Source organism: Xenorhabdus sp. SGI 60, from assembly GCF_056632175.1.
The window spans coordinates 2,263,291-2,288,841 of the sequence record NZ_CP196860.1 but is presented as its reverse complement, the minus strand read 5'-3'; the positions used below and the strand labels follow the sequence as shown (position 1 = coordinate 2,288,841).

Annotated in this window: 20 protein-coding genes, 2 tRNA genes and 3 pseudogenes; 12 read left to right on the top strand and 13 right to left on the bottom strand. The window is 42.4% G+C overall.

The annotated features are described in order from the left end of the window. The first annotated feature begins 106 nt into the window (after window positions 1–106). The 5 genes from hemA to kdsA all read left to right on the top strand — a co-directional run bounded on the left by hemA (window position 107) and on the right by kdsA (window position 5,083). The gene (gene hemA / locus ACSJJG_RS10665; RefSeq protein WP_481089342.1) at window positions 107–1,369 is read left to right on the top strand and encodes a glutamyl-tRNA reductase; all 1,263 of its coding nucleotides are present in this window, start codon (window positions 107–109) and stop codon (window positions 1,367–1,369) included. Between the two features lie 35 nt (window positions 1,370–1,404). Next, the gene (gene prfA / locus ACSJJG_RS10660; RefSeq protein ID WP_481089341.1) at window positions 1,405–2,487 is read left to right on the top strand and encodes a peptide chain release factor 1; all 1,083 of its coding nucleotides are present in this window, start codon (window positions 1,405–1,407) and stop codon (window positions 2,485–2,487) included. Next, window positions 2,487–3,347: a peptide chain release factor N(5)-glutamine methyltransferase gene (gene prmC, locus ACSJJG_RS10655; RefSeq protein WP_481089340.1), complete on the top strand. Its 861-nt coding sequence runs from the start codon at window positions 2,487–2,489 to the stop codon at window positions 3,345–3,347. Before prfA ends, prmC begins: the two co-directional genes overlap by 1 nt. Then, complete coding sequence (gene sirB1, locus ACSJJG_RS10650) at window positions 3,331–4,140, top strand: invasion regulator SirB1 (protein ID WP_481089339.1); 810 nt, start codon at window positions 3,331–3,333, stop codon at window positions 4,138–4,140. The genes prmC and sirB1 overlap by 17 nt, the downstream gene beginning before the upstream one ends. An 88-nt stretch (window positions 4,141–4,228) precedes the next feature. After that, complete coding sequence (kdsA, locus tag ACSJJG_RS10645; RefSeq protein WP_481089338.1) at window positions 4,229–5,083, top strand: 3-deoxy-8-phosphooctulonate synthase; 855 nt, start codon at window positions 4,229–4,231, stop codon at window positions 5,081–5,083. A gap of 207 nt (window positions 5,084–5,290) precedes the next feature. Here kdsA and dauA read toward each other — a convergent pair. Continuing rightward, window positions 5,291–6,981 (bottom strand): annotated as a pseudogene (gene dauA / locus ACSJJG_RS10640) (C4-dicarboxylic acid transporter DauA). A gap of 313 nt (window positions 6,982–7,294) precedes the next feature. On the opposite strand from dauA, the gene ACSJJG_RS10635 reads away from it, so the two are divergent. Then, entirely contained in the window at window positions 7,295–8,287 is a 993-nt protein-coding gene (locus ACSJJG_RS10635; RefSeq protein ID WP_481089337.1) for an alpha/beta hydrolase family protein, read from the top strand. 121 nt (window positions 8,288–8,408) lie between these two features. On the opposite strand, the pseudogene ACSJJG_RS10630 reads toward ACSJJG_RS10635, so the two are convergent. After that, window positions 8,409–8,543, bottom strand: a pseudogene (locus ACSJJG_RS10630) (serine aminopeptidase domain-containing protein); the annotation flags it as partial. A gap of 244 nt (window positions 8,544–8,787) precedes the next feature. Between ACSJJG_RS10630 and ACSJJG_RS10625 the strand changes: the two are divergent. Both ACSJJG_RS10625 and ACSJJG_RS10620 read left to right on the top strand, forming a co-directional pair. Further along, a complete protein-coding gene (locus tag ACSJJG_RS10625; RefSeq protein WP_481090422.1) occupies window positions 8,788–9,474 on the top strand; it encodes a helix-turn-helix transcriptional regulator in 687 nt (228 codons plus the stop codon). An 85-nt stretch (window positions 9,475–9,559) separates the two neighbouring features. Next, on the top strand, window positions 9,560–10,372 hold the full coding sequence (locus ACSJJG_RS10620; RefSeq protein ID WP_481089336.1) for a VOC family protein: 813 nt from the start codon (window positions 9,560–9,562) through the stop codon (window positions 10,370–10,372). Window positions 10,373–10,393: 21 nt separating this feature from the next. Here the strand turns inward: ACSJJG_RS10620 and ACSJJG_RS10615 are convergent. After that, a pseudogene (locus ACSJJG_RS10615) lies at window positions 10,394–10,620 on the bottom strand (IS1-like element transposase); the annotation flags it as partial. Window positions 10,621–11,037: 417 nt separating this feature from the next. Here ACSJJG_RS10615 and ACSJJG_RS10610 point away from each other — a divergent pair. Further along, on the top strand, window positions 11,038–11,544 hold the full coding sequence (locus ACSJJG_RS10610; RefSeq protein WP_481089335.1) for a DUF6622 family protein: 507 nt from the start codon (window positions 11,038–11,040) through the stop codon (window positions 11,542–11,544). Window positions 11,545–11,766: 222 nt separating this feature from the next. Here the strand turns inward: ACSJJG_RS10610 and ACSJJG_RS10605 are convergent. Together ACSJJG_RS10605 and ACSJJG_RS10600 are read right to left on the bottom strand one after the other, a co-directional pair. Then, a tRNA-Ser gene (locus ACSJJG_RS10605) sits at window positions 11,767–11,856 on the bottom strand. A gap of 132 nt (window positions 11,857–11,988) precedes the next feature. Beyond that, a tRNA-Ser gene (locus tag ACSJJG_RS10600) sits at window positions 11,989–12,078 on the bottom strand. 316 nt (window positions 12,079–12,394) lie between these two features. Here ACSJJG_RS10600 and ACSJJG_RS10595 point away from each other — a divergent pair. After that, the gene (locus ACSJJG_RS10595) at window positions 12,395–13,345 is read left to right on the top strand and encodes a 2-hydroxyacid dehydrogenase (protein ID WP_481089334.1); all 951 of its coding nucleotides are present in this window, start codon (window positions 12,395–12,397) and stop codon (window positions 13,343–13,345) included. An 85-nt stretch (window positions 13,346–13,430) separates the two neighbouring features. Then, entirely contained in the window at window positions 13,431–13,994 is a 564-nt protein-coding gene (locus tag ACSJJG_RS10590; protein ID WP_481089333.1) for a TorD/DmsD family molecular chaperone, read from the top strand. Between the two features lie 62 nt (window positions 13,995–14,056). Here the strand turns inward: ACSJJG_RS10590 and ACSJJG_RS10585 are convergent, their stop codons facing one another. Further along, window positions 14,057–14,620, bottom strand: a complete 564-nt coding sequence (locus ACSJJG_RS10585) for a lipoprotein (protein ID WP_481089332.1) — start codon at window positions 14,618–14,620, stop codon at window positions 14,057–14,059. Between the two features lie 68 nt (window positions 14,621–14,688). Further along, complete coding sequence (gene mdtH, locus ACSJJG_RS10580) at window positions 14,689–15,894, bottom strand: multidrug efflux MFS transporter MdtH (protein WP_481089331.1); 1,206 nt, start codon at window positions 15,892–15,894, stop codon at window positions 14,689–14,691. A gap of 175 nt (window positions 15,895–16,069) precedes the next feature. On the opposite strand from mdtH, the gene rimJ reads away from it, so the two are divergent. After that, complete coding sequence (gene rimJ / locus ACSJJG_RS10575; protein WP_481089330.1) at window positions 16,070–16,645, top strand: ribosomal protein S5-alanine N-acetyltransferase; 576 nt, start codon at window positions 16,070–16,072, stop codon at window positions 16,643–16,645. On the opposite strand, the gene ACSJJG_RS10570 is transcribed toward rimJ, so the two are convergent. From ACSJJG_RS10570 to tagH, 6 genes are all read right to left on the bottom strand, one after another. Continuing rightward, window positions 16,619–17,554, bottom strand: coding sequence for a serine/threonine protein kinase (locus tag ACSJJG_RS10570; RefSeq protein WP_481089329.1), 936 nt, complete (start codon window positions 17,552–17,554; stop codon window positions 16,619–16,621). The two genes, rimJ and ACSJJG_RS10570, sit on opposite strands and share 27 nt — an antisense overlap. A gap of 23 nt (window positions 17,555–17,577) precedes the next feature. Next, window positions 17,578–20,199: a type VI secretion system ATPase TssH gene (gene tssH / locus ACSJJG_RS10565; protein WP_189759831.1), complete on the bottom strand. Its 2,622-nt coding sequence runs from the start codon at window positions 20,197–20,199 to the stop codon at window positions 17,578–17,580. 58 nt (window positions 20,200–20,257) lie between these two features. Continuing rightward, a complete protein-coding gene (gene tssG / locus ACSJJG_RS10560) occupies window positions 20,258–21,313 on the bottom strand; it encodes a type VI secretion system baseplate subunit TssG (protein WP_399478133.1) in 1,056 nt (351 codons plus the stop codon). 10 nt (window positions 21,314–21,323) lie between these two features. Continuing rightward, window positions 21,324–23,198 (bottom strand): type VI secretion system baseplate subunit TssF, encoded by a 1,875-nt coding sequence (gene tssF / locus ACSJJG_RS10555; RefSeq protein ID WP_189759829.1) that lies wholly within the window; start codon window positions 23,196–23,198, stop codon window positions 21,324–21,326. A 159-nt stretch (window positions 23,199–23,357) separates the two neighbouring features. Next, window positions 23,358–23,912 carry a type VI secretion system baseplate subunit TssE gene (locus tag ACSJJG_RS10550; RefSeq protein ID WP_189759828.1) on the bottom strand — a complete coding sequence of 185 codons (555 nt, stop codon included), beginning with the start codon at window positions 23,910–23,912 and terminating at the stop codon, window positions 23,358–23,360. A gap of 7 nt (window positions 23,913–23,919) precedes the next feature. Then, window positions 23,920–25,479, bottom strand: a complete 1,560-nt coding sequence (tagH, locus tag ACSJJG_RS10545) for a type VI secretion system-associated FHA domain protein TagH (RefSeq protein ID WP_189759827.1) — start codon at window positions 25,477–25,479, stop codon at window positions 23,920–23,922. Window positions 25,480–25,551: the final 72 nt, after the last annotated feature.

Here is a 25,551-nt window from a genome sequence, read left to right as displayed (position 1 = left end):
GTAGAATGCTCGACCAATGAGAGTCCTTATGAAGGGTGTGAGTTTATGAGAATAATTATCGATATCATCATAACCTTGCCTCCTATGATAACTCAATGCAGTTAAGATGACTTTATTAGCACTCGGTATTAACCATAAAACAGCGCCTGTTTCTTTACGTGAGCGGGTGTCTTTTTCTCCTGACACGATAGGATTAGCGCTTGATGACTTGCTCCAGCAACCACTGGTGCGAGGCGGCGTTGTGCTGTCCACCTGCAACCGTACAGAGTTGTACCTCAGTGTTGAACAGCAGGGTAATTTTGAAGAACAGCTAATTAATTGGCTATGCAAATATCATCAACTTAACCCTGGTGATCTGACAGGAAGCCTCTACTGGCATTTAGACAATGCGGCCGTCAGCCATTTAATGCGGGTTGCGAGTGGCCTGGATTCCCTTGTATTGGGGGAACCGCAGATTTTGGGACAGGTGAAAAAGGCTTTCGCTGAGTCGCAAAATTATCAATCGCTGTCGAGTGAACTGGAACGCTTATTCCAAAAATCTTTCTCGGTGGCGAAGCGGATCAGAACAGAAACAGAAATTGGCGCCAATGCCGTTTCCGTCGCATTTGCTGCCTGTACACTTGCGCGGCAAATTTTCGAATCCCTTTCCCAACTGAATATCCTGCTGGTGGGAGCGGGGGAAACGATCGAATTGGTTGCCCGTCATCTAAAAGAGCATGGTGTGAATCGCATGATGATCGCCAACCGGACAAAAGAACGGGCACAGATGCTTGCCAGTGAAGTCAATGCAGAAGTCATTTCCCTGCCAGATATCGATACCCGATTGGCTGAAGCGGATATTGTTATTAGCTCCACCGCCAGCCCATTGCCAATCATTGGCAAAGGCATGGTCGAAAGGGCGTTGAAATTACGTCGTAACCAACCCATGTTGCTGATTGACATTGCCGTTCCTCGCGATATTGAACCGGATGTGGAAAAATTGAGTGATGTTTACCTGTACAGTGTGGATGATTTACAGGCTATCATTCAGCAAAATCTTGCCCAACGTAAAGCTGCGGCAGTTGTTGCAGAAGGGATTGTGCAACAAGAAAGCAGCTATTTCATGGATTGGTTGCGTTCTCAAGGCGCGGTTAATACAATTCGCGAATATCGAGAACAGGCAGAGAAAATCAGGGCTGAGATGACGGCAAAGGCATTGATGTCCATTCGGCAGGGTGCTGATGCCGAACAGATCATTAACCAATTGACCCACCAATTGACGAATCGTCTGATCCATACACCGACTAAATCTCTCCAACAGGCTGCCAGCGATGGCGATTTGGAACGCCTGAATCTATTACGGGACAGCCTTGGGCTGGATCATAACTAACCTAACCCTATTCTAAATAAGGTCTGATATTACGAATGAAGCCTTCTATTGTCGCTAAATTGGAAGCATTACAAGAACGCCATGAAGAAGTTTTGGCTCACCTCGGTGATGCAGAAGTCATTTCTGATCAAGAACGTTTTCGCGCGTTATCAAAGGAATATGCCCAACTGACCGATGTGACTAACTGTTTTAAAGCCTGGAAAAGCGTTCAGGATGATATTGAAACAGCCGAAATGATGCTTGATGATCCCGAAATGCGGGAAATGGCACAGGAAGAACTCAAAAGCGCAAAAATTCGTAATGAAGAGTTGGAACAGCAACTGCAATTGCTGTTATTGCCGAAAGATCCGGATGATGAGCGTAACTGTTTCCTTGAAGTTCGTGCCGGAACCGGTGGTGATGAAGCGGCGATATTTGCCGGCGATTTATTCCGTATGTATAGCCGTTATGCAGAATCCCGTCGTTGGAAAGTGGAGCTTATGAGTGCCAATGAAGGTGAGCATGGTGGATATAAGGAAGTGATTGCCAAAATTTCGGGCGAGCAAGTTTATGGTCACCTGAAATTTGAGTCTGGTGGGCATCGTGTTCAGCGTGTGCCGGAAACAGAGTCACAGGGGCGAATTCACACTTCTGCTTGTACTGTGGCTGTTCTGCCAGAAATTCCAGAAGCGGAATTACCGGAAATCAATCCGGGCGATCTGAAAATTGATACTTATCGTTCTTCCGGTGCGGGCGGACAGCACGTCAACACCACGGATTCTGCAATTAGGATTACCCACTTACCAACGGGGATTGTCGTCGAGTGCCAGGATGAGCGCTCCCAGCATAAGAACAAAGCAAAAGCGATGTCTGTGCTTGGTGCGCGTATTCGTGCCGCTGAAATGCGGAAACGCCAAGAAGCTGAGGCTTGCGAACGCCGTAATTTGCTCGGCTCCGGTGACCGTTCAGATCGCAACCGTACCTATAACTTCCCACAAGGGCGGGTTACCGATCACCGTATCAACCTGACGTTATACCGCCTTGAGGAAGTGATGGAAGGCAAACTGGATATGCTTATCCAGCCTATTGTTACTGAATATCAGGCAGACCAACTGTCCGCATTGTCAGAGCAGGATTGATGAATTATCAACATTGGCTCCAGCATGCGGCTGCGCAGTTGATTGAAAGTGATAGCCCGAAGCGTGATGCAGAAATCCTGTTGCAACATGTGACAGGGCGTTCCCGTACTTATTTAATTGCATTCAATGAAACGCCTGTTTCCCCAGAGGAAGCGAGCCAGCTTGATATTTTGCTGGCTCGTCGCATTCAGGGAGAGCCGATTGCTTATATTGTGGGAGAGCGTGAATTTTGGTCGCTGCCTCTTACGGTATCACCAGCAACGTTAATCCCACGTCCTGATACGGAATGCCTGGTTGAAAAAGCTTTGGAACTATTGCCCGAATCATCGGCACAGATCCTGGATCTCGGCACGGGAACCGGAGCAATTGCATTGGCGCTGGCAAGTGAGCGGCAGGATTGCTGTGTCATCGGGTTGGATATCAATCCTGATGCAGTAGCATTGGCAAAACATAATGCTGCAAGAAACACGGGAAAATTGTCTGTTCACAATGTGAATTTTCTGCAAAGTGAGTGGTTTTCTGCGGTTGGTGAAAGACAATTTGATATGATTGTCAGTAATCCTCCATATATTGATGAGCTTGACCCTCATTTGCGCGAAGGAGATGTCAGGTTTGAACCAGCCACTGCATTGATCGCTGCACAAAATGGCATAGCAGATTTGCAGACAATTATAGAGCAGGCTCGCCACTTCCTGTTACCAAACGGATGGCTATTATTGGAACATGGCTGGAAACAGGGAATCGTTGTCAGAAACCTATTTTTGGAAAAAGGTTATCAACAGATAGCAACTTTTCAGGATTATGGTGGTAACGAACGTATCACGGTAGGTCAATGGAATAAAGATGAAAACCATAGTTAATTATGAATTCAATAATGCTTCCCTGATAGATGGTATTATTCTGGTAACACGGGCCATTCGTCCTGATTTCCACCACACAATGGTGACTGAGCAGTTAACTGTATTGGTTGAAGAAGCACGACAAAAACTTTCCTCTATTACTGACACCAAAGCAAAATTACAAGTACTATTGACGCTTTTCTATCGAGAATGGAAATTTGGCGGAGCGAATGGGGTGTATTGTTTATCTGATACCCTGTGGTTGGATAATGTATTGCGTTCACGCCAAGGCGCTCCCGTAACATTGGGGACGATATTTGCCCATATTGCTCAGGCGCTGGCATTGCCCGTACAGCCTGTTATATTCCCGACACAGTTAATCTTGCGACTTGATTTGGCTGATGAGCCGACATGGTTTATTAACCCGATGAATGGCGATACGCTCAACGAACATATCCTTGATGTCTGGTTGAAAGGTAATATTGGCCCGATGATTCGTTTGGAAAATAAGGATTTACAGGAAGCCGATAATAACAGCATTGTGCGAAAAGTTACCGATATTATCAAAATTTCCTTAATGGAAGAGAAAAAGATGGAGTTGGCGTTAAAAGCCAGCGAAGTCGTGCTGATGTTCGATCCCGATGATCCATATGAAATTCGCGACCGAGGGTTGATTTATGCGCAGCTCGATTGTAATCACATTGCTGTTTCAGATTTGAGTTATTTCGTGGAGCATTGCCCTGAGGACCCGATCTCAGAAATGATAAAAATGCAGATTAACTCTATTGATCAGAGAGCGCTCACCCTCCATTAAAGGCGTTATAAGGCAGCATTTCTTTGCCCTTTATTTATTTTTATGGATACAGCAAATTTATTTGCCCTTAACAAGAGAAGGTATAAACATGCAACAGAAAGTGGTTAATATTGGTGACATCAAGGTCGCAAATGATCTGCCTTTTGTACTGTTTGGTGGTATGAATGTCCTTGAGTCACGGGATTTGGCCATGCGCATTTGTGAACATTATGTGACTGTAACGCAAAAACTGGGCATTCCTTATGTTTTTAAGGCGTCTTTTGATAAGGCTAACCGTTCTTCTATTCATTCCTATCGCGGACCTGGTTTGGAAGAGGGCATGAGAATTTTTCAGGAGCTGAAACAAACTTTTGGCGTGAAAATCATCACTGATATACATGAACCCGCGCAAGCCCAGCCTGTTGCAGATGTGGTTGATGTCATCCAGCTTCCCGCTTTCCTTGCCCGCCAGACTGATCTGGTTGAAGCGATGGCAAAAACTGGTGCAGTGATCAATGTCAAAAAACCTCAGTTTGTTAGCCCGGGCCAGATGGGGAATATCGTTGACAAATTTAAAGAAGGTGGCAACGATCAGGTAATACTGTGTGACCGTGGCAGTAATTTTGGTTACGACAATCTGGTCGTCGATATGTTGGGCTTTGGTGTCATGAAGCAGGCAACCAATGGCTCACCAGTGATTTTTGATGTCACTCACTCATTGCAATGCCGTGATCCATTTGGTTCAGCTTCCGGCGGTCGTCGTGCGCAAGTGTCAGAATTGGCTCGTGCGGGTATGGCGGTCGGAATTGCCGGTTTGTTCCTTGAAGCCCATCCTGATCCAGAAAATGCAAAATGTGATGGTCCGTCAGCACTGCCGCTGGCAAAACTGGAGCCATTCCTGATGCAGATAAAAGCCATTGATGATGTGGTGAAAAATTTCCCAGAGCTGGATACCAGCGAATAATCATTTGAGCTTTCGAATTTTTTGAGAATGCGGTTACAGATACTTTACTCTGTAACCGCTGATTTTTTACGTATTATTTTTAATAAATCGTCTCTTTCAGCAGCCAGCTGCAATGGAATCTGTAACAAACATGAGTTTATTTTGAGACTGATTCAAGAAGAATATTAGACCCCTAAAACATCTAATATTCTTATCTGGAGATTCAGGCTAATCTATTTCTTGCAGCGCTTTGGATAAAGTGGCATAAAAACTCAATTGCCCTTTAATCGGCTCGACTTTAGCTCTTGCCAGCGTTTTCAAGGGCTGGAAGGAGATATCACACACAACGAGATGTTTCTCTCTTTTCCCATCTCCCGAACGAATCCCTGAAAAGCATGTAGCCCACCCGCATCCAGAACCGGAACAGCATCCCACTGCATAATAATGGTGTGATAATCGGTTCCTTGTTCTTTCAGTTCAGCAAAAATACGCTCGGCGGCTGCGAAAAACAGAGGACCATTAATTCGCACAACCAACAAACCTGTATCCTGATTTGTTACAGGAGAAATGCTGATTCGGGTCATATTGGCAATTTTGCGCATAAACAGCAGTGAAGCCAGCACAATGCCTATTGTGATTGCCACTACCATATCAAACAGAACAGTTAATGACATACACAGCAACATCACGATGATATCGTCTTTGGGAGCACGGCGGATGAGATCTACCACCTTATGGGCTTCGCTCATGTTCCACGCCACAATCAACAAAATGGCTGACATGGCGGCAAGCGGTAAATAAGAAAGCATTGGGGCAAGAACCAGCAGCGCCAATAATACCAGCAGGGAGTGAACAATAGCGGCAATTGGTGAGGTTGCCCCTGCCCGCACATTGGCGGCTGAACGCGCAATAGCCGCAGTTGCGGTGATCCCGCCAAAGAAGGGGGCGACAATATTCCCCATTCCCTGACCGATTAATTCACTGTTGGAATGATGTTTTTTTCCAGTCATACCATCCAAAATAACGGCGCACAGCAGGGATTCAATTGCTCCTAACATTGCCATAGAAAATGCAGCGGGCAGTAATGCTGATACTGTATTCCAGCTAATATCAAAAGCGTGAGTATCAGGTAATTGCCACGGCAGGACAAATTGAGGAAGAATAGGGGGAATACCTTGTCCTTGTGTACCCCCTTCCAGCGTATAGCTAAATGATGAACCAATCGTTGCCACATCGTGGCCTAACAGATGCATGATCCCCATGATACCCGTACCTGCCATCAAAGCCGGAAGGTGACCCGGTAACTTTAACCCAAGCTTTGGCCAAAAAATCAATACCAGCAGGGTTGTTAAACCAATGAGGGTATCGCTGAGTTGTAATGAAGAAAACGCTTGGGAAAGGGCAATCACCTTATTAATATAATTTTCCGGTACATGGTCTAATTTCAGGCCGAAGAAATTCTGCACTTGCATGGTAGCGATAGTAATAGCAATACCAGAAGTGAATCCAAGCGTAACAGACAGTGGAATGTACTCAATCAGTCGGCCTAATCGCGCTAATCCCATGATAAGCAGAATAATACCTGACATGAGCGTGGCAATAAGCAAACCACTAAGACCAAATTGCTGTGATACAGGATAGAGTATAACCACAAAAGCTGCTGTAGGACCGGAAACGCTATAGCGCGATCCTCCGGTCACAGCAATAATCATGCCGGCAATGGCCGCAGTATACAGGCCGTATTGTGGTGCAACACCACTGCCGATTGCCAGCGCCATTGCCAGGGGGATAGCAATGATTCCCACGGTGATCCCGGCAATCAGGTCTTTAATAAAACGGTGAAAAGAGTAAGTTTCTTTCCAACAAGCGTCAATAAGCGCACTAAATGGACGTATTCCCTTAATTTTACGAGTATTCATTTAATTGAGAACCAAAAAATAAGATAGCAAGTGATGAGCTGAAAAAAGTCATGCCAGCATATCGCTTTTATCAGCTCAGAAAAGTGTTATATGTCAAAAAGTTAACTAATTTTACTTGTCCATTTTTGGAAAATGTTCTTTCTCAATCATTTTAGTACGAGTTTTATCGATAGGGAATTTTATTGAAGCTATTAAAAAGTCAGATAATTGTTGGATTACACTTATATTTGAGCTTTTCAAGTCTAAAACTAAGTGATAAAAATAAGGAGAAGAAAATATAACGTTTAACAAAAAATTATTAGGCATAATCTTTATGAAGAGACCATACCGATGGTTAAAATTTACCCATCTTATTTTTAGTTTTTTGCTCTTGGCGTGTGATGAAGACAATTACAGTTTTAAATTACGTGAAGATGATTATGTTGAAGCGCATAGTAAATTCAAAACTCAGATTGTTGATGACAGTTTTGTTGGTGATGGACAACCGGCTATGCCACCAAAAGATATTTTTTCGTTAATATATTATTCTGCTGAAGATGGAAACATGGCTGCCTTTCTTAGCCCCCCACCAGCCGATAAGACTAAAAAATATCCGGCGATAATTTGGTTAACAGGAGGATATGGTGGCATTGGTAATGATGACTTTTTCTGGTCTGAGCACTCTGCTGATAATGATCAATCAGCTTCATCATTTAGACGCGATGGATTGGTATTAATGATCCCTAGTTTTAGGGGAGAAAATGCCAACCCAGGGCGTTATGAAATGTTTTATGGCGAATTGCGTGACATTGACTCAGCGAGACAATATCTTGCCAAGTTACCCTATGTTGATCCAAATCGAATTTATTTGGCTGGACACAGTACTGGTGGGACTCGATCACTGTTAGCTAGCGAATATTCCAAAGGATTTAGAGCAGTTTTTTCATTAGGGGGTATTCCTGATTTACGTTTACGTATTAATTATGCCCCTATTCCTGTTACAGTGCCTTTTGATCAGAATGATCCTAAAGAATTTGAACTTCGTTCTCCCCGAACTTTTTTAAAATCTATAAAATCTCCCACTTTCTATTTTGAAGGAGAATATGCTTATTGGGATGAGTTTGATGAAGTCAAAGAGATTGCTTCAAAAAAAGGTATTCCTTTATATATTTATCGCATTAAAAATGGTGATCATTTTAATATTATTAGGCCATTAACCAGTCTTATTGTGGAAAAGATATTAAATGATAAGGGTGAAAAAGCAAACATTGAATTTAATGAAAACGACTTTCTAAAGATCCAATACAATATTTCGGTGTCAAACTAATCGGTTAATTTCTACGCCTCTGAGGGGGCGTTAACGATGATAAATTAATTCTCAATATGGACTTTCTTGGCGATTGATACAGTAAATATTTCATAGTTATCAGTTAATTGATATTTTTTCTTTTTCCGTGTCCACGGGCATCCCACGCGAACATTGCTACATCCGGCAGATCCAGCTCATTAACGACATGTTGGATTCGTCCCGAGTGTTCATGACCACGGTGAAAAATAATAATGGCTTTCTCAGCCCATGTTTGTGCAAAGAGATTACGATAGGACGTAAGAGATTCTGAAAGTGAGGTTTGAGAGTATAGATGGTCATCTTGTCCTAAATTTCCTTATAGGTCAAACTATCATCATTATAAATAAAGTAAAAAATGCAAAATAGCAATCAAATAAAGGTAATTGAAATCTATCGTGAGGAAGATGATGATGATTTTGATTACGATTTTTGTACGTGAAGTTGGTGAATTAGCGGTTAATGTTAAAGGATACGATAAATTGTCTAGAGCACAACGTTTGTTAACTCTGATGGAAATATTGCGTAGTTATCACTTTCCCGTACAGGGCAAGGTATTGGCGCAAAAGTTGAATATTAGTTTAAGAACTCTCTATCGGGATATTTTGACTTTGCAGGCTCAAGGGGCAAATATTGAGGGAGAAACGGGTATTGGTTATGTTTTACGGCCGGGGTTTGTTTTACCCCCATTGATGTTAACGCAAAATGAGATAGAAGCTTTGGCATTAGGGGCTAGTTGGGTGGCTAGACGCGCTGATTCACAATTAAAAGCCTCTGCCAATAGTGCAATCAATAAAATTGCCTCAGTTATCCCAACAGAACTCAGACAATATCTTGAGACGAACGCATTATTAATTGGGCCTGCGGCTGCGAAAATTGAACCCTCCGTTGATATTCCGCAAATACGGCAAGCGATCAGTCAGCGGCATAAAATCACTTTCATTTATTTAGATCTGAAAAACAATCAATCGACAAGAACAATATGGCCATTTGCATTGGGATATTTTGAGAATATCAGTATTGTTATTGGTTGGTGTGAATTAAGAAAATCATTTCGCCATTTCAGATCGGATAGAATGAGCCATTTGAAGATAGAACAACAGTGTTATCCCCGTTCAAGGCAGTCTTTACTTAAAGAATGGCGGGAAATGGAAAAAATATCGCGTTAACTACTGACAAAAACTGTCACACGGGGTTGTTACCTTGAAGGTTCTTAATGTACTGAACCCGCTATCTGATTGTTGGAGTTTTTTTATGTTAACCCTAACTTTTTCTACATCGGTAAATGCAAAGCCATCTCATATTTGGTCCCATTATGTCGATTCTGATTTACGAAAAAAATGGGAAGTGGATCTTGAATATTTTGAATTTGAAAGTGAAGTGAAAACAGGGCAATACGGCAAAATGGTATTGAGTGGTATGCCGGAAATTCGTTTCTATCTTGCAAATATTGAAATCAATAAAGAATTCACTGACCAAGTCAATCTGCCACAGATGGGAGAGTTAACTTTCTGTCACCAAATTTTGACCGACGAAAGTAACATGGCAAATGGCATTCAGGTGCGTGTTTCTTTTGAGCCTGAAAAGCACCTGCCTGATTCCCAGGCAGTCCGTTTTTTTAAGCAAGTGACGCAAGACTTGGTAGAAACACTCTCAAGGCTTAAAGCTGTGGTTGAAAAAAACGAGACAGAAAAACTCATTTCTGTTGTTAAACCCAATCTTCAACTGATTTATGTCTCTGATATCGAACGTTCTACGGCCTTTTATTCAACTATTTTTAATGCTGAACCGGTTTTTTCCAGCCCGCGTTATGTCGCATTTACTGTAGGTAAAGAAGCTATCTTTGCTATTTGGAGTGGTGGGGCGAAGCCAGACAACACAGTGCCGCGGTTTTCAGAAATTGGTATTATGTTACCTACTTGCGAAGAGGTTGATCAACTCTTTGAAAAATGGCAACGAAATCCAAATATTGACATTCAGCAGGAACCCTACACTGACGTTTTTGGCCGCACTTTTCTCGCGAAAGATCCCGATGGTCATATGATTCGGGTTTGTCCTTTGGATTAAGGGAAATGAAGATAGGTTGGGTGAAAATCTTCGACAAACTTCACAGATGAGCTGAACTTCGACCTTATCCAGCGGGAGTATCGTTACGCATCGCGGCTGGAGTTTTTTTAAAGTGCAGACAACGGCATTAATGCTGATATGTAGCGCCCGGGCAGTATCACGAATGCCCGGCGTTGTTCATGACAGATCAACAATTTGTTGCTTTGATACCGTTGGCACGCGCGGTAGGTGTATTCAAGTTGAAAGGTTGGGTTACCGAGAACGGCGATCTTTATAGATTCTGATTCATGGATTTCATGAAAATGAAAGCAAGGGAGAAAAGGGGGTGGGCGCTTTCATGTCTTATATCTTTACTATTGATTATTCCTAAAAATGTCACTGCTTATCCCCTATGTTGTGGTTAAAAGTAAGAGGTTATTATTGAGTAAGTTTTTATTTGTCATAAGGTTACTGATAATGTAAATCAAAGTGCAATTGGTTTATCTTTGGTATTGTTTCCATTTGTTACTTTTAACCTTGCATGTTATCAGTAACTGATACTGACATAACGATTTTGTCCATATCATATTAAGAATTAACAGTTTAATGATGAATAAATATGAAGAGTGGACTATTTTATTTAAAATGTAAAGGGCTTAATGCTCAATGTAAGAAGGGTGAGTAATATGTCAATTTTGGCCATTATTAAAGGTACTCCTATCTGGGTTTGGATTTTATTTGTTTTTCTGATTAAACGGGGTATCAATGCGTTATATGACAGAGAAATGCGTATTGATCGACTTTTTTTTATGCCGGTTTTGTTTTTAATATGGGCTGTTTACAGTGTATTAAATGAAACGACATTTCCAAATTCGGCATTCCTGGCGCTTATTGTCGGTATTGTTGTGGGAGGGGGTATCGGATGGGGCTTATGGCGTAGTCAACCAAGATTAAGAAAGGGTAATGAAGATGGCTCAATCATTCGTTCAGGAACTCCTTTGACTTTGAGTCTGATTCTTACTGTTTTTATAGTGAAATTTATTATTTCTTCCATGATGAGTATTAACTCTAATTTGTTATATTCCTTCAATTTTAATTTACTGTTTGGTTTTATCTGTGGTCTATCGGATGGTGTCTTTTGGGGAGGAACGCTTAATTTATTTATTCACTATAAAAATAATAAAAAGGAATAAGTTGAAATTATTTTATATTTTTTTAATAAAAATGGCTGTCCGATAGTAACACCTATAATAAAAAGAAGATAGATAAAAATAAATCAAGCGCCTAATGGACGTGGTGCAGATGTGATTGTTGCGATCTTATTGCTGGTGATTATGCTGGTGGTATAGGCGATTTTATTGGGTATTTGGTATGCAAAAGAGCCTAAACTGATATTCAGGCTCTTTCATAGAAAATGGCGGTGAGGGAGGGATTCGAACCCTCGATACGTTCTCACGTATACACACTTTCCAGGCGTGCTCCTTCAGCCGCTCGGACACCTCACCGAATTTTGTTTTGTTGCATTTAATAAGAATGCACTATTGTAACCGCATTACTAATGAACCTAACTGTTTATGGTTATTTTGTCAGGCATTAAAAAAAGCCTGCGTATTCTGTTCAGGCTCTTTCATAGAAAATGGCGGTGAGGGAGGGATTCGAACCCTCGATACGTTTTCACGTATACACACTTTCCAGGCGTGCTCCTTCAGCCTCTCGGACACCTCACCATATTTATATTGCAGTGATTTCTCTTGAGTTCATCGTTGCAACGGGGCGCTACTATAGGGAAAAGCAGGGCAGGCGTCAACAGGCTTATGACGATTTTTTTCAGGCTTTTTGACCGATTAGACAAATAAAAAACAATTTGTGTGGCTGGTAGCCAATTACGGGAGTAAAAATGCTTTTTTTGTTGCAACGCGTCATGGCAAATTTGTTAACCAGATAACATTATCAATATTTTCATTCCTCTCTTCCTAATTGGAGGCTTGCAACCTTTCAGCAATAAGTTAACCCTACTAGAAAAACAAAAAGGAATGAGATTTTATGAACATCATTTTCTTTCACTCTTCTGCTCCTCATTTTAATTGCGATAAATGGTTTCAGGGCATACAAGCTAGGTTACCTGAGGCTAACATCCGGCAATGGGTGAGGGGTGATAATGCTCCTGCTGATTATGCTTTAGTTTGGTTGCCTCCCCATGAAATGTTATCTAACCGCCAGGATATCAAAGGGATATTTTCGCTTGGGGCTGGAGTGGATACCATCCTTCAACAAGAGTTAGAAAATCCGGGAACATTACCTAAAGGGATCCCGTTAATACGTCTCGAAGATACAGGTATGGCACAGCAAATGCAGGAATATGCGGTTTCCTCCGTTTTATATTATTTCCGCCGCATGGATGAATATAAACAATATCAAGCACAGCGTCTCTGGAACCCCATGCCTGCCCATAATCGAAAAGAGTTTGTTATTGGCGTCTTGGGGGCAGGCATTTTGGGGCGTAGCGTTATTGAAAAATTGAAAGAATTTGGTTTCAACGTTCGTAGTTGGAGCCGAACGCCAAAACAAATAGATCATGTCGAGAATTTCTATGGGAAAGCACAGCTAGATGACTTTCTTTCTGAATGTAAGGTATTGATTAATATCCTGCCGGATACGCCAGAAACTCGTGGTCTCTTAAATCTTTCATTATTCAGGCAGTTAAAATCTGGCTCCTATGTGATCAATATTGCACGAGGCGCCCAATTGGTAGAGCAAGATCTGCTGACAGCCATTGATAAAGGTTATGTGGCTGGTGCGACCCTTGATGTATTTGTTGAAGAGCCACTATCAAATTTTCACCCTTTCTGGACTCACCCACGCATTAATATCACTCCACATATCGCGGCTAAGACTATTCCTGATGAAGCTATGGATATGATTTGTGACAATATCAGACGAATGGAAAAAGGTGAATTACCCATTGGCCTCGTTGATATGAGCCTTGGTTATTGACAAGTTGCTTTACAGAAAGGCAGACGATTAGGGACAATAACAGATATCTATTATTTAGGTAAGTTATTGGGAGGTAAATTAAACTATGAACGAATTTTCTATTGTCTGCCGCATATTGGGAACATTGTTTAACCGGGCACCACAAGATCCTGTTTTGCAACCTATAATCACCATGATTGCTGAGGGAAAATTGAAACCATTGTGGCCTTTGGATCAGGATGAGTTATTGGATAGGTTACAGAAAAACAGTGAGTTATCGGTGGTTGAAGCCGATTATCATGCCTTGTTTACCGGAGCGTCAGCGGGCGTTGCAGTCTGCCGCTCTGATTATACTGATCAGGATGAAAGTGAAGTACGCCAGTTTTTGGTGGAACGAGGCATGCCTTTGTCTGATACTCCTGCCGATCAATTTGGCTCTTTATTGTTAGCTGCATCATGGTTGGAAGATCAGGCCGCAGAGGATGAAATCCTGGCCCAGATTAAGTTGTTTGATGAATATTTGTTGCCTTGGTGTGGGCAATTTCTTGGTAAAGTTGAAGCCCATGCGACCAGCGGTTTTTATCGAACGTTGGCGATGATGACCCGAGAGGCGTTGCAAGCGTTACGTGAAGATCTGGAAGTAGATACAGATAAGTCAATCGGTAAATAGCGACAATAAGTAAAGGCGGGTTGTTAAATGACCCGCCTTTACTATTTTATCGATAATGAAAATTATTTATCACCCAAATCAATAACCAATTTACCGGGTTGAATTTTCAAGCCTTTGGCTAATTTTAAAGCAGCGGCTTCAGACTTGCTTTTTTCTGGATTTAAGACATAAACCGGATGAGCATCAAAAAACTCATTTAAAGACACATTCAAATAAGGGAGTAACGTTTTAATTGGCGTGGCGACTTTCTCTGGTGTGGTTTGGTAGTCTACGATTTCCAATCCCTTAATGAAAATAGCGCCTTTTTTCGCATCGAATAGCGGTTTAGCCCTGATAGTCAGTTTCATATCAGCATGAACCGTTCCCAGCAAGGTCACTAATTGAACTTTTGCCAGAGTTGATAATTCAATTTTTTCTGGATCTTGGCGGCCGATTTGACTGGTCAAATCTCCCAGTGTGATATTGGCTTTGGTAGCTGCGGGCAGGCTAATTTGCTTTTGATAATGAACTCTTTTTAATAAATAATCATTCAGCAAACCTTCGTTAATACTGACTTCCTTGAATTGATCACAGCCGCTGATTAATCCTGCCAATACCAATACCGCCCCTAAGAAAAACCTTCTCATTGTTGTCTCCTTTCGTTTTCAATGAGCAGATCTTACACTAATTATGACTTAATTAGCTCATCATATGATTAATGCTTGCTGATAATGACAGGTTCAATTTTCTTCTGGTTGAATTGATGGTGCAGGGCATAAATGGTAACTAAGCCCACCAATCCCAGCAGGAGCCACGGTAATTGTGGTATATTCAAGGCATGGCCTGCATCATAGAGCCACCCGCCGCCGGTATAGCCTAAAGCGCCTCCTAATGCCAGCCCCAGTCGGCTGAATCCCATATAACTACCGCGTGCCCGTGGATCAGCCAGTGAAGCACTCAGCGTTTCACGTGCCGGCTCAGCTGTCACCATGCCCAGATAGAACAGACAAATCAGGCCAAATATGAGGTGCAGTTGATTGACCCAACCTATTGGGAACATGCAAAGACTCATTAAAAACAGACCTGCCATCAAGCGTTGTTCTTGGCGAAAATATTTCTCACTCCAGCGGGCGATGGGGTAGAGCAGTGTCAGGGAAATCACGGCTTCAATGGCATACATCCACTTAACGGCGGTAGCTGTACCGGAAATTTCATGGATTATGATAGGAAACATCAACATAACTTGCACTGATAGGACAAAATAACCGGCTAATGTCAGTACGTAGTAAAAAAAACGCCGATCTTTAATCACACGCCCCATACCTTCCTTGATTGGTGTGCGAATTGTTGAGATACGGTATGCCGGCAGAAACAAAGCGTTAAATAGAGCGGCCAGTACAAAAATTGTTGCGCCAATCCAGCAGACAATATTGAAATTATATTGCAGCAACCAGCTTCCTATCAGCGCACCAATGACGGCACCCGCGCTATCTTGCATCAATAAAAGCGAATAGAAACGGTTACGTTCATGAGGGCGGGTTAATTTTATGACCAATGCAGCCCTTGGCGGATCGAACAATGTTCCGCCCAAACCAGATAAAATGCAGGAAAGGAGTAATATCCAAGGCTCAAATGCCAGGGCCATCAAGGCAAAACCCACAGCCCTCAGTAACATACCTATAACAATCATTGGCTTGGCACCGAACCTATCCGCTATAGCCCCCCCAAAGATACCCAGCCCTTGTTGTACCAGTTGACGCAAACCGAGTGCAAAACCGACAATAACGGCAGCCCAGCCAAGTTGTTCGACGAAGCGAATAGAAATTAGGGGAAAAACAACAAAAAATCCTAAAACAACTAACAGATTATCAAATAAAAGAAAATATTTACCCAAGCTACGTGCTTGTGAAACTAATGACATTTTGCACCATTGGAATATGAAAAGATAAATGTGAATACTTTGTTATTTTGGACTTAATTTATGTATTAAGGTAGAGGAATATATATGATATTTTTTTATCGTCGGATGGTGATTAAAAATACCGTAAGCGCTAAATTACTTAATAAATTTTCCAAGGTAAATATCAGGAGAAAACATGTTTGGTTATCGTTCTGCATCTCCCAAGATTCGCTTTATTACGCATAGAATGGTTGTTCGTGTGGTGTATGAACGGGATACCTATAGATTGGCTGAATATTATGCAGAAAATAAAGATTTTCTTAAGACATGGGAACCAACAAGAGATAGTAGTTTTTATCAACCTTCTGGATGGACAAATAGGCTGAATTATATTGCGGAATTACAGCGGCAGGGATCGGCATTTAATTTCTTGTTATTAGATCTTAATGAAAATGAAGTAATGGGGATTGCTAATTTCACTAATGTTGTACGGGGGGCATTCTATTCCTGTTATCTTGGTTATTCTTTAGGCGAAAAATGGCAAGGTCAAGGGTTAATGTATGAAGCTTTGCAACCGACGATCCGTTATATGCAACACCACCAAAAAATGCACCGGATTATGGCTAATTACATGCCACATAATCATCGCAGTGGAAATTTACTTAAGAGGTTAGGTTTTGAACGAGAAGGTTATGCCAGGAACTATTTAATGATTGACGGAGTTTGGCAGGATCATGTGTTGACATCACTGATTGATGATGCATGGCGATAAATTTGTTGAAAAAATAGCAATGAATTCGGATATAGACAGTGGCCGTCTTGAGGGCTTTATTGCCAGGGCAGAGTCAATGGCATGCAGAAACGGTAAGGAATATCCCGCAGGACGCAGTTTGACCAGCGGCTGATAATTATCTTCAAGATTGCGCACGATGCTGACAGGAGGGGATTTACCCACAATCAAAGTATAGAGTACTGCTCCCAACGCATAGAGATCTGTCCAGGGTCCATGTTGGTTTTCTTCATTGGCAGTGTATTGCTCAACGGGAGTAAAGCCGGAGCGGATGGTTATTTCTGTATCATCAGACAAGCGTGTTGTTGTTTGGCGGGTAGATCCTAAATCCAGCAATATGGGTGATTGATTCTCTTGGATCAAAATATTGTCCAAGGAAATATCACAATGTAAATAATTTCTTTGATGGAGCGTATCAAGGACATTTAACAAGGGAAACAGTATCTGACGAAGCCAATTTTCATTGATGAAATGTGGATGTTTTATCCTCAATTTATTTAATGTCATCCCCTTATAGAAGGAAGCTGCTATATATGCTGTGCAGTTTTGTTGCCAAAAACGCAGAAAACGGGGGAGACAGGGGTGTTTGAAACAGGACATCAAGTGGGCTTCACGGATAAAGTTTTGCAACCCAGCATAAAATTGTTCCTCTAATTTTTTTCCTCGTAAGTTGAGTTTCATATCTTGACGGCGTATAGCAAAAGAGTGGGGCGTATATTCTTTGATAGCAATAGATTGCTTGAGATGGTGATCCCAAACACGATACACAATACTGCTGCGGCTTTTGCCAATGACTTCTTCGATTTCAAATTCATTGAGGCAGTATCCGATTGGAAGAGGGGGAGTAAAGCCAATGCTACCACCGATATGTATCCTGTGAAAATTTTGCAAATGGGCAATCTCTTGTTATCTGCTTATTCCATGAATTTACACTGAAACTCACCTTGCTCAAGAGAAACCTGAAGCTGATGATATTGTTCATCATGTGCACTAGCGGAAAGCAGTTGCTGGCTGATTTGCGGTAGCAGGGTATTTGTCAGAATAGCATCAACCATGCGTCCACCTGATTCAATTTCTGTACATCGACTGACGATATGCTCGACCATGACATCATCGAATGTTGCTGTAATTCCGTGGTTTTCCAACAGACGTTTTTTAATCCTCTCCAATTGTAAGTGCACAATATTTATCATCACTTCATGACCTAATGGGGAGTAAGGAATGACCAGTAATCGTCCTAACAGGGCGGCAGGAAACACATTCAATAACGGCTTACGCAATGCAGCAGTGAGTTCTTCTGGTTCCGGTAAGGTATCTTGTTGGCTGTACAATGAACTGATCAAATCAGCACCGATATTAGATGTCAGGATAATAATCGTATTTCGAAAGTCGATGTGGCGCCCTTCGCCATCTTCCATCCAGCCCTTGTCGAAGACCTGGAAGAAAATTTCATGTACATCGGGGTGGGCTTTCTCTACTTCATCCAACAAGACTACACTATAAGGGCGGCGTCGGACAGCTTCCGTCAGTACGCCACCTTCACCATAACCAACATAGCCAGGAGGCGCTCCTTTTAACGTTGATACCGTATGTGCCTCCTGAAATTCGCTCATATTGATAGTAATAAGATTTTGTTCTCCGCCATATAATGTTTCGGCAAGGGCGAGAGCTGTTTCCGTTTTACCCACACCAGATGGGCCACACAACATGAAAACACCAACAGGTTTATTGGGATCATCTAGTTTAGCGCGTGAAGTGCGTATGCGTTTTGCAATTAACTCTAATCCATGATACTGACCGATAACACGTTGACTAAGGATATCAGCCAATTGTAATACGGCATCGATTTCGTCTTTTACCATACGATTGAGTGGAATGCCTGTCCAGTCTGAAACAACGGAAGAAATAATATTGCTGTCTACAGCAGCAAAGATAAGAGGTTCTTCACCTTGTAAGGTTTTCAATTGTTGCTGTAACTCTGACAATTCGGCATGTTTTGCTGCAAAGTTGTCATCCTGGTCGGTGTGTAATTGCGTTCGCAGAGAAATAATTTTATCGATCAAGGACAGTTCTTGTTCCCAACGTTCTTGTAATTGTTTTTTTTGAGCTTCCAGCGTAGATAGTTCGTTCAGAATAGTGGCCGGACGTTGTTTATCACCGATGCCTACTTTAAATTCCCGTTCGGCAATCTCCAGCTCAATTTTCAATGCATCTATGTGATGACGGCAATTTTCCAGTTGGGGTGGTTCTGCATATTGGCTGATTGCAACCCTGGCACAGGCGGTATCCAATAGGGCCACAGCTTTGTCCGGTAATTGACGGGCGGGAATATAGCGATGTGAAAGGCGTACAGCGGCTTCAATGGCTTCATCCAGCAAAAGCACATGGTGATGTTGCTCCAGTGCCTTGGCCAGACTGCGTAGCATGATCAGCGCTTTATTTTCATTGGGTTCATGAATTTGAACGACTTGAAAACGGCGGGTAAGTGCGGGATCTTTTTCGATATATTTTTTGTACTCCGACCAGGTTGTGGCGCCAAGAGTACGTAATTGCCCGCGTGCCAATGCCGGTTTTAACAGGTTGGCAGCATCACCGGTTCCCTGTTGTCCACCTGCCCCAATCAAGGTATGAATTTCGTCAATAAACAGAATGATTGGGGTAGGGCTAGATTGTACTTCATCGATCACTTGGCGTAGACGTGACTCAAATTCGCCTTTGGCTCCTGCACCGGCTTGTAGCATACCGATATCCAATAACCAAAGCTGGACATCCAGCAAAGGTGGGGGCACTTCTTTCGCCACAATCTTCAATGCCAGCCCTTCAATGACGGCGGTTTTACCGACACCGGCTTCGCCAGTCAGTAGTGGATTATTTTGGCGACGACGCATCAGAATATCAATAATCTGACGAATTTCTTCATCACGCCCTGATACTGGATCAATTTCACCATTGCGCGCGCGCGCAGTCAGTTCTTGTCCATATTGTTGCAGAGAAGACGGTTGTAGAGAGGATGATTGTGGGGAAGGGCTTGCCGCACTCTGTGGTGCATTTGATTGGGATTCATCGCTATCGTTGCAGATGCTGTTGAAATTGTCGAGTAGAGTATCTGCATTCACATGGTCAAACTGGGGGGAAATGGATTTCAGCGCATTGCGTAAGTTAAAGGTTTTCAGTATGCCTATCAGCAAGTGGGCACTGCGAATTTCATTGACACCAAATTTCAGCGATCCATATACCCAAGCGCGTTCTACGGCATTATCAATATGTTCGGCAAGATCAGAGATGGCACTGGCTCCCCGTGGCAAGCGATCAAGTGCTGTAACAATGTCTTTAGCCAACGCAGATTCGTCCAGTGAAAAGTGGCGGATAATTTGCTGTAAGTCGCTGTTTTGTTGCTGCATGAGTTGATGCAGCCAGTGAACTAATTCAACATAAGGGTTGCCGCGTAGTTTACAAAAAGTGGTGGCACTTTCTAAGGAAGTGAACAGGGTGCGGTTAAGTTTGCCGAAGAGTACAGAACGACTGATTTCTGACATAGTGTATAACCCGTAGTATTGTTGACAGTGATTGAGTTTTGCAGGCAAGAGCGGGGGATCATTCCGGCTTGTAAATTAAATCCCCGCGATGGGTTGGTTGTTTATTTTTATCCCGCTCAATTTTTCCAAGCCAACTGCTGAGTCCTAATTTTATCGGTTCAGACAGACAAATCCCTTTTACATCTGACTGGTGGAGAATTAACTGGATATCCCATGCGTATTCAATCCCCAAATATTGATAAACCCAGTCACGCAACTGCCTTGATTTGGCTCCTTCCGGCAAGAACATCTGGTATTCAGCCAGTTTTAGCGGACCTAATTTAATGCGAAATTTATGTTGAATATCGTAGTGTGCAATGCCTAAAAAAGCCGATTTACCCAAACGTGGCATGTTACGTCCTGTTTTTAATTGGGCCTGATCCTGTACTTCGACTTCCAGCCATTGGGGAATATTTTGCACAATTTTGAGTGGGACATGGAAATAACAGGACAGTATTTTTTCTAACCCTTCTGAGTTATGCCCTTGACGGGATAAATGGCCAGATAAAAAATAACGCGCGTGATCATTGATGGTGTCTGGTTGTTGTTGAGCAGGCAAACCCATACCCACCAAACAGGAGAAATAATGGCAAAAGCGTTGATTATCCTGACGATCGAGTGATACGGTTGGTTGAGTATTGGCCCAGGCTCGATAGAACAACAGGATTAATCTATGATGGAATAGGTTAGCGAAAGCATTCAGGGTTGGATCTTGATAATTATATTGTCGTGTATAGGCATATTCGGTCATATGCAGTGGTAATGGGCCATTGGGACCGAACAAACCAAAACTGTAAATGAGTATGTCATACAGTGTCGAGTTTTCTCGTTGCCTGACTTCAGCAATAGTAGAAGGGGCGAAAATCATGGACGCTTTTTGTCCCAACCGCAGTAGCTCATATTTCGGCAATGGGGCAGAACCGAGCATATAATCTGCTCCAGATTGGGCATCGATCCGGCGCAGGGTTTGAAATAAGTCGAATTGCCAGGGAGTTTGGCTGAGTTGCTGCCAAAAGTTATCCGGTAAACGACATAGGTGATGAATAGAAATGGAATTTTTTTGCATCATATTCATTTCTTGTCTGTTATAGCAAATTCTTGTTGCCCATACGGGCAGGCCAAAATCCGATGTTGCCGCGTTGTTGGCTATATAATGTCATTTCAGTAAAGGAGTTCATGGTGACCAGTCGTGAAAAGAGCTTTTCCAATACGCTGCCCAACAACCAGGGACTGGTTCCGGCAAATTCTTGTTCATCCACTTCAATCCTAATACTAACACCACGAGCAAAGACGATCGGGCCAGGTTCAGGAACCCGCCGATAAATCGTTTTTAATGAACTGTGGCGGATACCATTAATCTGGCGCATGACGGCTGGCTCTGCAAGGTTGGCGTATAAGCTCAACAATTGTCGTAATGCCTGGGTACCTTGCTCGTCATCTTTATCCATGAGGTTTAGATAATTAAGTTGAAGCTGGCTAATTAGTTTCCAAGAGGTTGAACCTTGTGCTAAGGCAGGGCGTGGAATGGTGGGCCTTTTTAGAAATACAATTTGGTTAATTGGAATCGAATCTAACATGACAAAACTGTTGAGATCCTGTTGGCGCAACATCACTGATAAGTCACGATTAGTGCACATGACATCAGCGGTCAGGAATTTTAACTCATTGAGCCACGGGGAGTTTTGTTCATCAACAATAGAGACAAAGGATTCTGTTCCAACATAACTGGTTCGGGTTCCGTAGTGACGGGTATGTTCAGATAAGATACGGGGTTCACGGCGCACAGAAAAGTAAGAGCCGTAATTATCCTGGTCGTCACTGAAAGTAGACCAAAATGGCCTGAATATTTGTGTTTCTTTACGTTTGATGTTTGCACCGTGCAGACGTTGTACTGAAAAAATTTCGTAATCCAGAGGACGAATGTTATCGACCACTAAGTGGTATTCATTGGCACTTTCTTCCACTGAGATCCGTTCCGTGATTTTAGGGAATAAATTAATGACTGGTGTACTGTTCAAGGCCAGATAAGAGGCATCTACCAGACGTTCCAGTTCGGAGTCGGTTTGATCCAAAAGCAGTATCAACTCAAATTCATTCTTTTCCTGAGTTTGTTGTAGTAAAGATTCCATACTGCTGATACTGAAGAATTGAAAGCGTGCCGGAAAAGCAAAATATTCCTGAAGTTGACGATAACCACTGAAATTACGCGAATCATTGGGGAGTAATGACTGATCATCATCAAATCCTTCATGATGCGGGAAGATATCGGGCAAGACCTGATATTGGGGAGTATCACCCAGCGTCTGACATACTATGCCAACAGAATGTTCCATAATCAGTTCCAACAACCGTTGGGATTGAATATCTGGCCCGGAAAGAAAGAATACCAGCTTCTTGAGATTCAGTTCATTGAGGAAGAATTTTCCTTGACAGCCAAGATGAATGCGTAGTGCACTGACGGCGCCATATTGATGAAGGTTCAGTGCCACGAGCGGGAGGTTAGCGGGGATCCTGCCAAGTTCAACGTTTTTTAGATGCAGCGGCTGTAAGGTGACATCTTGTGTGGTGCTGTAGTAGAAATTGATCCCATCCTTTTTCAATGTTTGGCAGTGCATGATTGTGCCACGCGGCACTAAAAATCCATGGCTGATATCCCCCTTACTGGTATCTGGCTTGAGTTCGATGATTGCCATTGAAGGTGTAGGAGATAAATAGTTAGGGTACAGGACCTCCAGTAATTGCTCGGAAAAGTGAGGGAATTCCGCATCCATTTTCAATTGGATGCGGGAAGTCAGAAAAGCAAAACCTTCCATCAAGCGTTCAACATAGGGATCAACAACGTCAATGCCATGCATTCCTAAACGATTGGCAACTTTAGGATAGAGTTTGGCAAATTCTTTACCCATTTCCCGTAAATACATTAATTCACGGTTATAATATTCAAGTAATTTATTATCCATACTCCCTATATGAACGCATCCCGTTTGCAAGACAAAAATCACTTTGACATCGTTATTCTTGCCTCGGCAATCTTTCTGCATTCACCCTTGTGGTTAAAAGTTAAAGGAATCGCTACACAGGCCGATTGGCATTTTTTCAGCACCGTCCACCTATGGCGATTATGCAGTCTCTTTTATAGTGAAGTAACCGTTTTCAAGATCGATATCACTGCGGAACAGGAACTCTAGTGGCCAAGGAACGCACCACAACAAGCCCTTTATCTCTATGGATAAGGTGTTGTATAGGGGTAATGTATGGGGATCGGATACACAGTTGACTTCAAGCCCATCGGGAATGATACGTGGTTCGAATATATGAATTGCTGTAATGATTCTGTTCTGGATATTTCCCCATTCTATTTCAGATATGCATTCACCCGCTAAGGAAGGTAAACCAAAGTTATACACAGAATGACGAATTTCTGGAAATGGGGTGAGATCTTCCAAAAATTCGTTGTTGATGTTATTGAGCAGCCATTGCAAATCTCTTAGGACATTCTGCCTTAGGGCTGTGTGCGACAACATGTAATTGTTGATTGTTTCTTGTTTTTTATCAGGTTCATGATCGGTGAGTCTGTCGAATAAAGAAGGTAACATCCTATCTCTGGCAGTGATGCGCGTAGCGTTATTCCGGCTATGATAACCACCATGTAATAAAGTTATATTCTCGTTCATGATTCACCTATTCGCCATTACATTGGGAGTTTTTATATCGGTTAACTTCTGCTTCATAGGCTTGCAGGAATTTTTCATCAAACAGGAAAGGATCTTGTTTAAACGCTTTCTCTGTTTTTTGGTAATGTTTGATGAGGTACTCCCACATTGCGGCTTTGTTGTTAGACAATGACAAAGGAAAACGCGATAATTCATTGTTTTCGCGTACTTTGCGTTCAAGGGTCGCGGGATGGAATAGATGCAATATATCTGTCGTAATAGCACGCATTCCCGCAATCATTCCCATTTGGTGTGCTTGCAACTCAATCAAAATGTCACGGGTTGCCATTTCAAGTGGCATAAACCCTGGTACATGATGACAAAGCATCAGCACCAAAATAGACTGACCAGTAGGCAGAAGTTTAAATGGGTTATTGGCGTTAGATTGAGGTTGAGACAGAGACATGGCTGCTTTTGTTTCGTGTTTCAGTTGGGTACGTAAAGTGTTGAGAGTAACGATACCCTGAGTTAACTGACTGACGAATCGTCCTAATTGATACATCTTTTGTTCATCAAATTGCAGGTTGTTGATCTCTTTCAGTCCCATACCCTCTAATAACGCCGCCAGTAATTTTCCTTCCAATTTGATGCTATTTTTGACGTTATTGTCTTGATTTTGGTGTGCATCTTGATCTGTTTCTTCTAAGTTAATTGATTCCTTTAGGATTTTTTCTTCAAATAACTCGGATGATGGCTGAGAAAAAAGTTGAGATGCTGAAGTAGTCGCGTCATCGACCGCATTCAATGGTATGGCCTCATCCAATATTTGATTCAACAGATCATCATTTTTGGTTGATTGTGCAACCTTAATGTGTTTGTCGGAAAACAGTGCCAGTGGATCAACCTGCTGCTTATCATCATCTTGCTCATTCTCATCATGTGACAATAACGTGGTAGGTGTATGGTCATCCAATATGTTTTCTTGTTGAAAAGTGGTATCTGCATTGAACATGGCGATCGGATCTGTTGTGCGCAATTGTAGGGCGTCAAAATCGATTGTTGGCTCAATTTCTGCCAATGGATCAATTGGATTGCGTTCTTTATCGTATTGGTTTGTTACCAGAGGATTATTGTCGTTTATTTCTGGTTTAGCTTGGGGCGAATCAGAAGAAGATAAGGTATCAGAGGAGGTTAAAATACGCTCAAGATCGTCCCAAATTTCACTGGCAGTTAGCGAGTGCTCGGCATTGATCCCGTGTTGTGATGGGTTCTTTTTGATATCAATAACTTGGATCTGATAATTGCCAATATTCAGCATATCACCATCACGAATTTCAACTTGGCGATTGGGCGCCAAGGGGATCATGTTCAATAAAACTTCAGAGGCAGAGCCTTGATTATTTATCTGGCATTCTCCGTCAGCAGAAATAGACACAATGGCCTGCAGTCTGGCAATTGTTTGTCCGTCATCGGGCAAATACCAGTTATTTTCCGTACTGCGACCGATTGTGCCGCCAGGAGGAGAAAAATCATGACTCAGTTGTGGGGGTTGGCTGGAGCCAGAGTGATTAACAATGGTGAATCTCATAAGTATGGATACCTATTGTTATATAGCAATCTAACTTCAAGGTGCGTGTGATTTCTCCCCCGCGAAGTGGGG

What these genes read in the sequence shown, in the direction of transcription:
- ACSJJG_RS10610 (WP_481089335.1), top strand. Translation starts at nt 11,038, where the DNA reads ATGTCAATTTTGGCCATTATTAAAGGTACTCCTATCTGGGTTTGGATT.
- ACSJJG_RS10590 (WP_481089333.1), top strand. Translation starts at nt 13,431, where the DNA reads ATGAACGAATTTTCTATTGTCTGCCGCATATTGGGAACATTGTTTAAC.
- sirB1 (WP_481089339.1), top strand. Translation starts at nt 3,331, where the DNA reads ATGAAAACCATAGTTAATTATGAATTCAATAATGCTTCCCTGATAGAT.
- kdsA (WP_481089338.1), top strand. Translation starts at nt 4,229, where the DNA reads ATGCAACAGAAAGTGGTTAATATTGGTGACATCAAGGTCGCAAATGAT.
- ACSJJG_RS10595 (WP_481089334.1), top strand. Translation starts at nt 12,395, where the DNA reads ATGAACATCATTTTCTTTCACTCTTCTGCTCCTCATTTTAATTGCGAT.
- tssG (WP_399478133.1), bottom strand. Translation starts at nt 21,313, where the DNA reads ATGAATATGATGCAAAAAAATTCCATTTCTATTCATCACCTATGTCGT.
- mdtH (WP_481089331.1), bottom strand. Translation starts at nt 15,894, where the DNA reads ATGTCATTAGTTTCACAAGCACGTAGCTTGGGTAAATATTTTCTTTTA.
- prfA (WP_481089341.1), top strand. Translation starts at nt 1,405, where the DNA reads ATGAAGCCTTCTATTGTCGCTAAATTGGAAGCATTACAAGAACGCCAT.
- ACSJJG_RS10620 (WP_481089336.1), top strand. Translation starts at nt 9,560, where the DNA reads ATGTTAACCCTAACTTTTTCTACATCGGTAAATGCAAAGCCATCTCAT.
- ACSJJG_RS10635 (WP_481089337.1), top strand. Translation starts at nt 7,295, where the DNA reads ATGAAGAGACCATACCGATGGTTAAAATTTACCCATCTTATTTTTAGT.
- rimJ (WP_481089330.1), top strand. Translation starts at nt 16,070, where the DNA reads ATGTTTGGTTATCGTTCTGCATCTCCCAAGATTCGCTTTATTACGCAT.
- tagH (WP_189759827.1), bottom strand. Translation starts at nt 25,479, where the DNA reads ATGAGATTCACCATTGTTAATCACTCTGGCTCCAGCCAACCCCCACAA.
- ACSJJG_RS10585 (WP_481089332.1), bottom strand. Translation starts at nt 14,620, where the DNA reads ATGAGAAGGTTTTTCTTAGGGGCGGTATTGGTATTGGCAGGATTAATC.
- tssF (WP_189759829.1), bottom strand. Translation starts at nt 23,198, where the DNA reads ATGGATAATAAATTACTTGAATATTATAACCGTGAATTAATGTATTTA.
- ACSJJG_RS10550 (WP_189759828.1), bottom strand. Translation starts at nt 23,912, where the DNA reads ATGAACGAGAATATAACTTTATTACATGGTGGTTATCATAGCCGGAAT.
- tssH (WP_189759831.1), bottom strand. Translation starts at nt 20,199, where the DNA reads ATGTCAGAAATCAGTCGTTCTGTACTCTTCGGCAAACTTAACCGCACC.
- hemA (WP_481089342.1), top strand. Translation starts at nt 107, where the DNA reads ATGACTTTATTAGCACTCGGTATTAACCATAAAACAGCGCCTGTTTCT.
- prmC (WP_481089340.1), top strand. Translation starts at nt 2,487, where the DNA reads ATGAATTATCAACATTGGCTCCAGCATGCGGCTGCGCAGTTGATTGAA.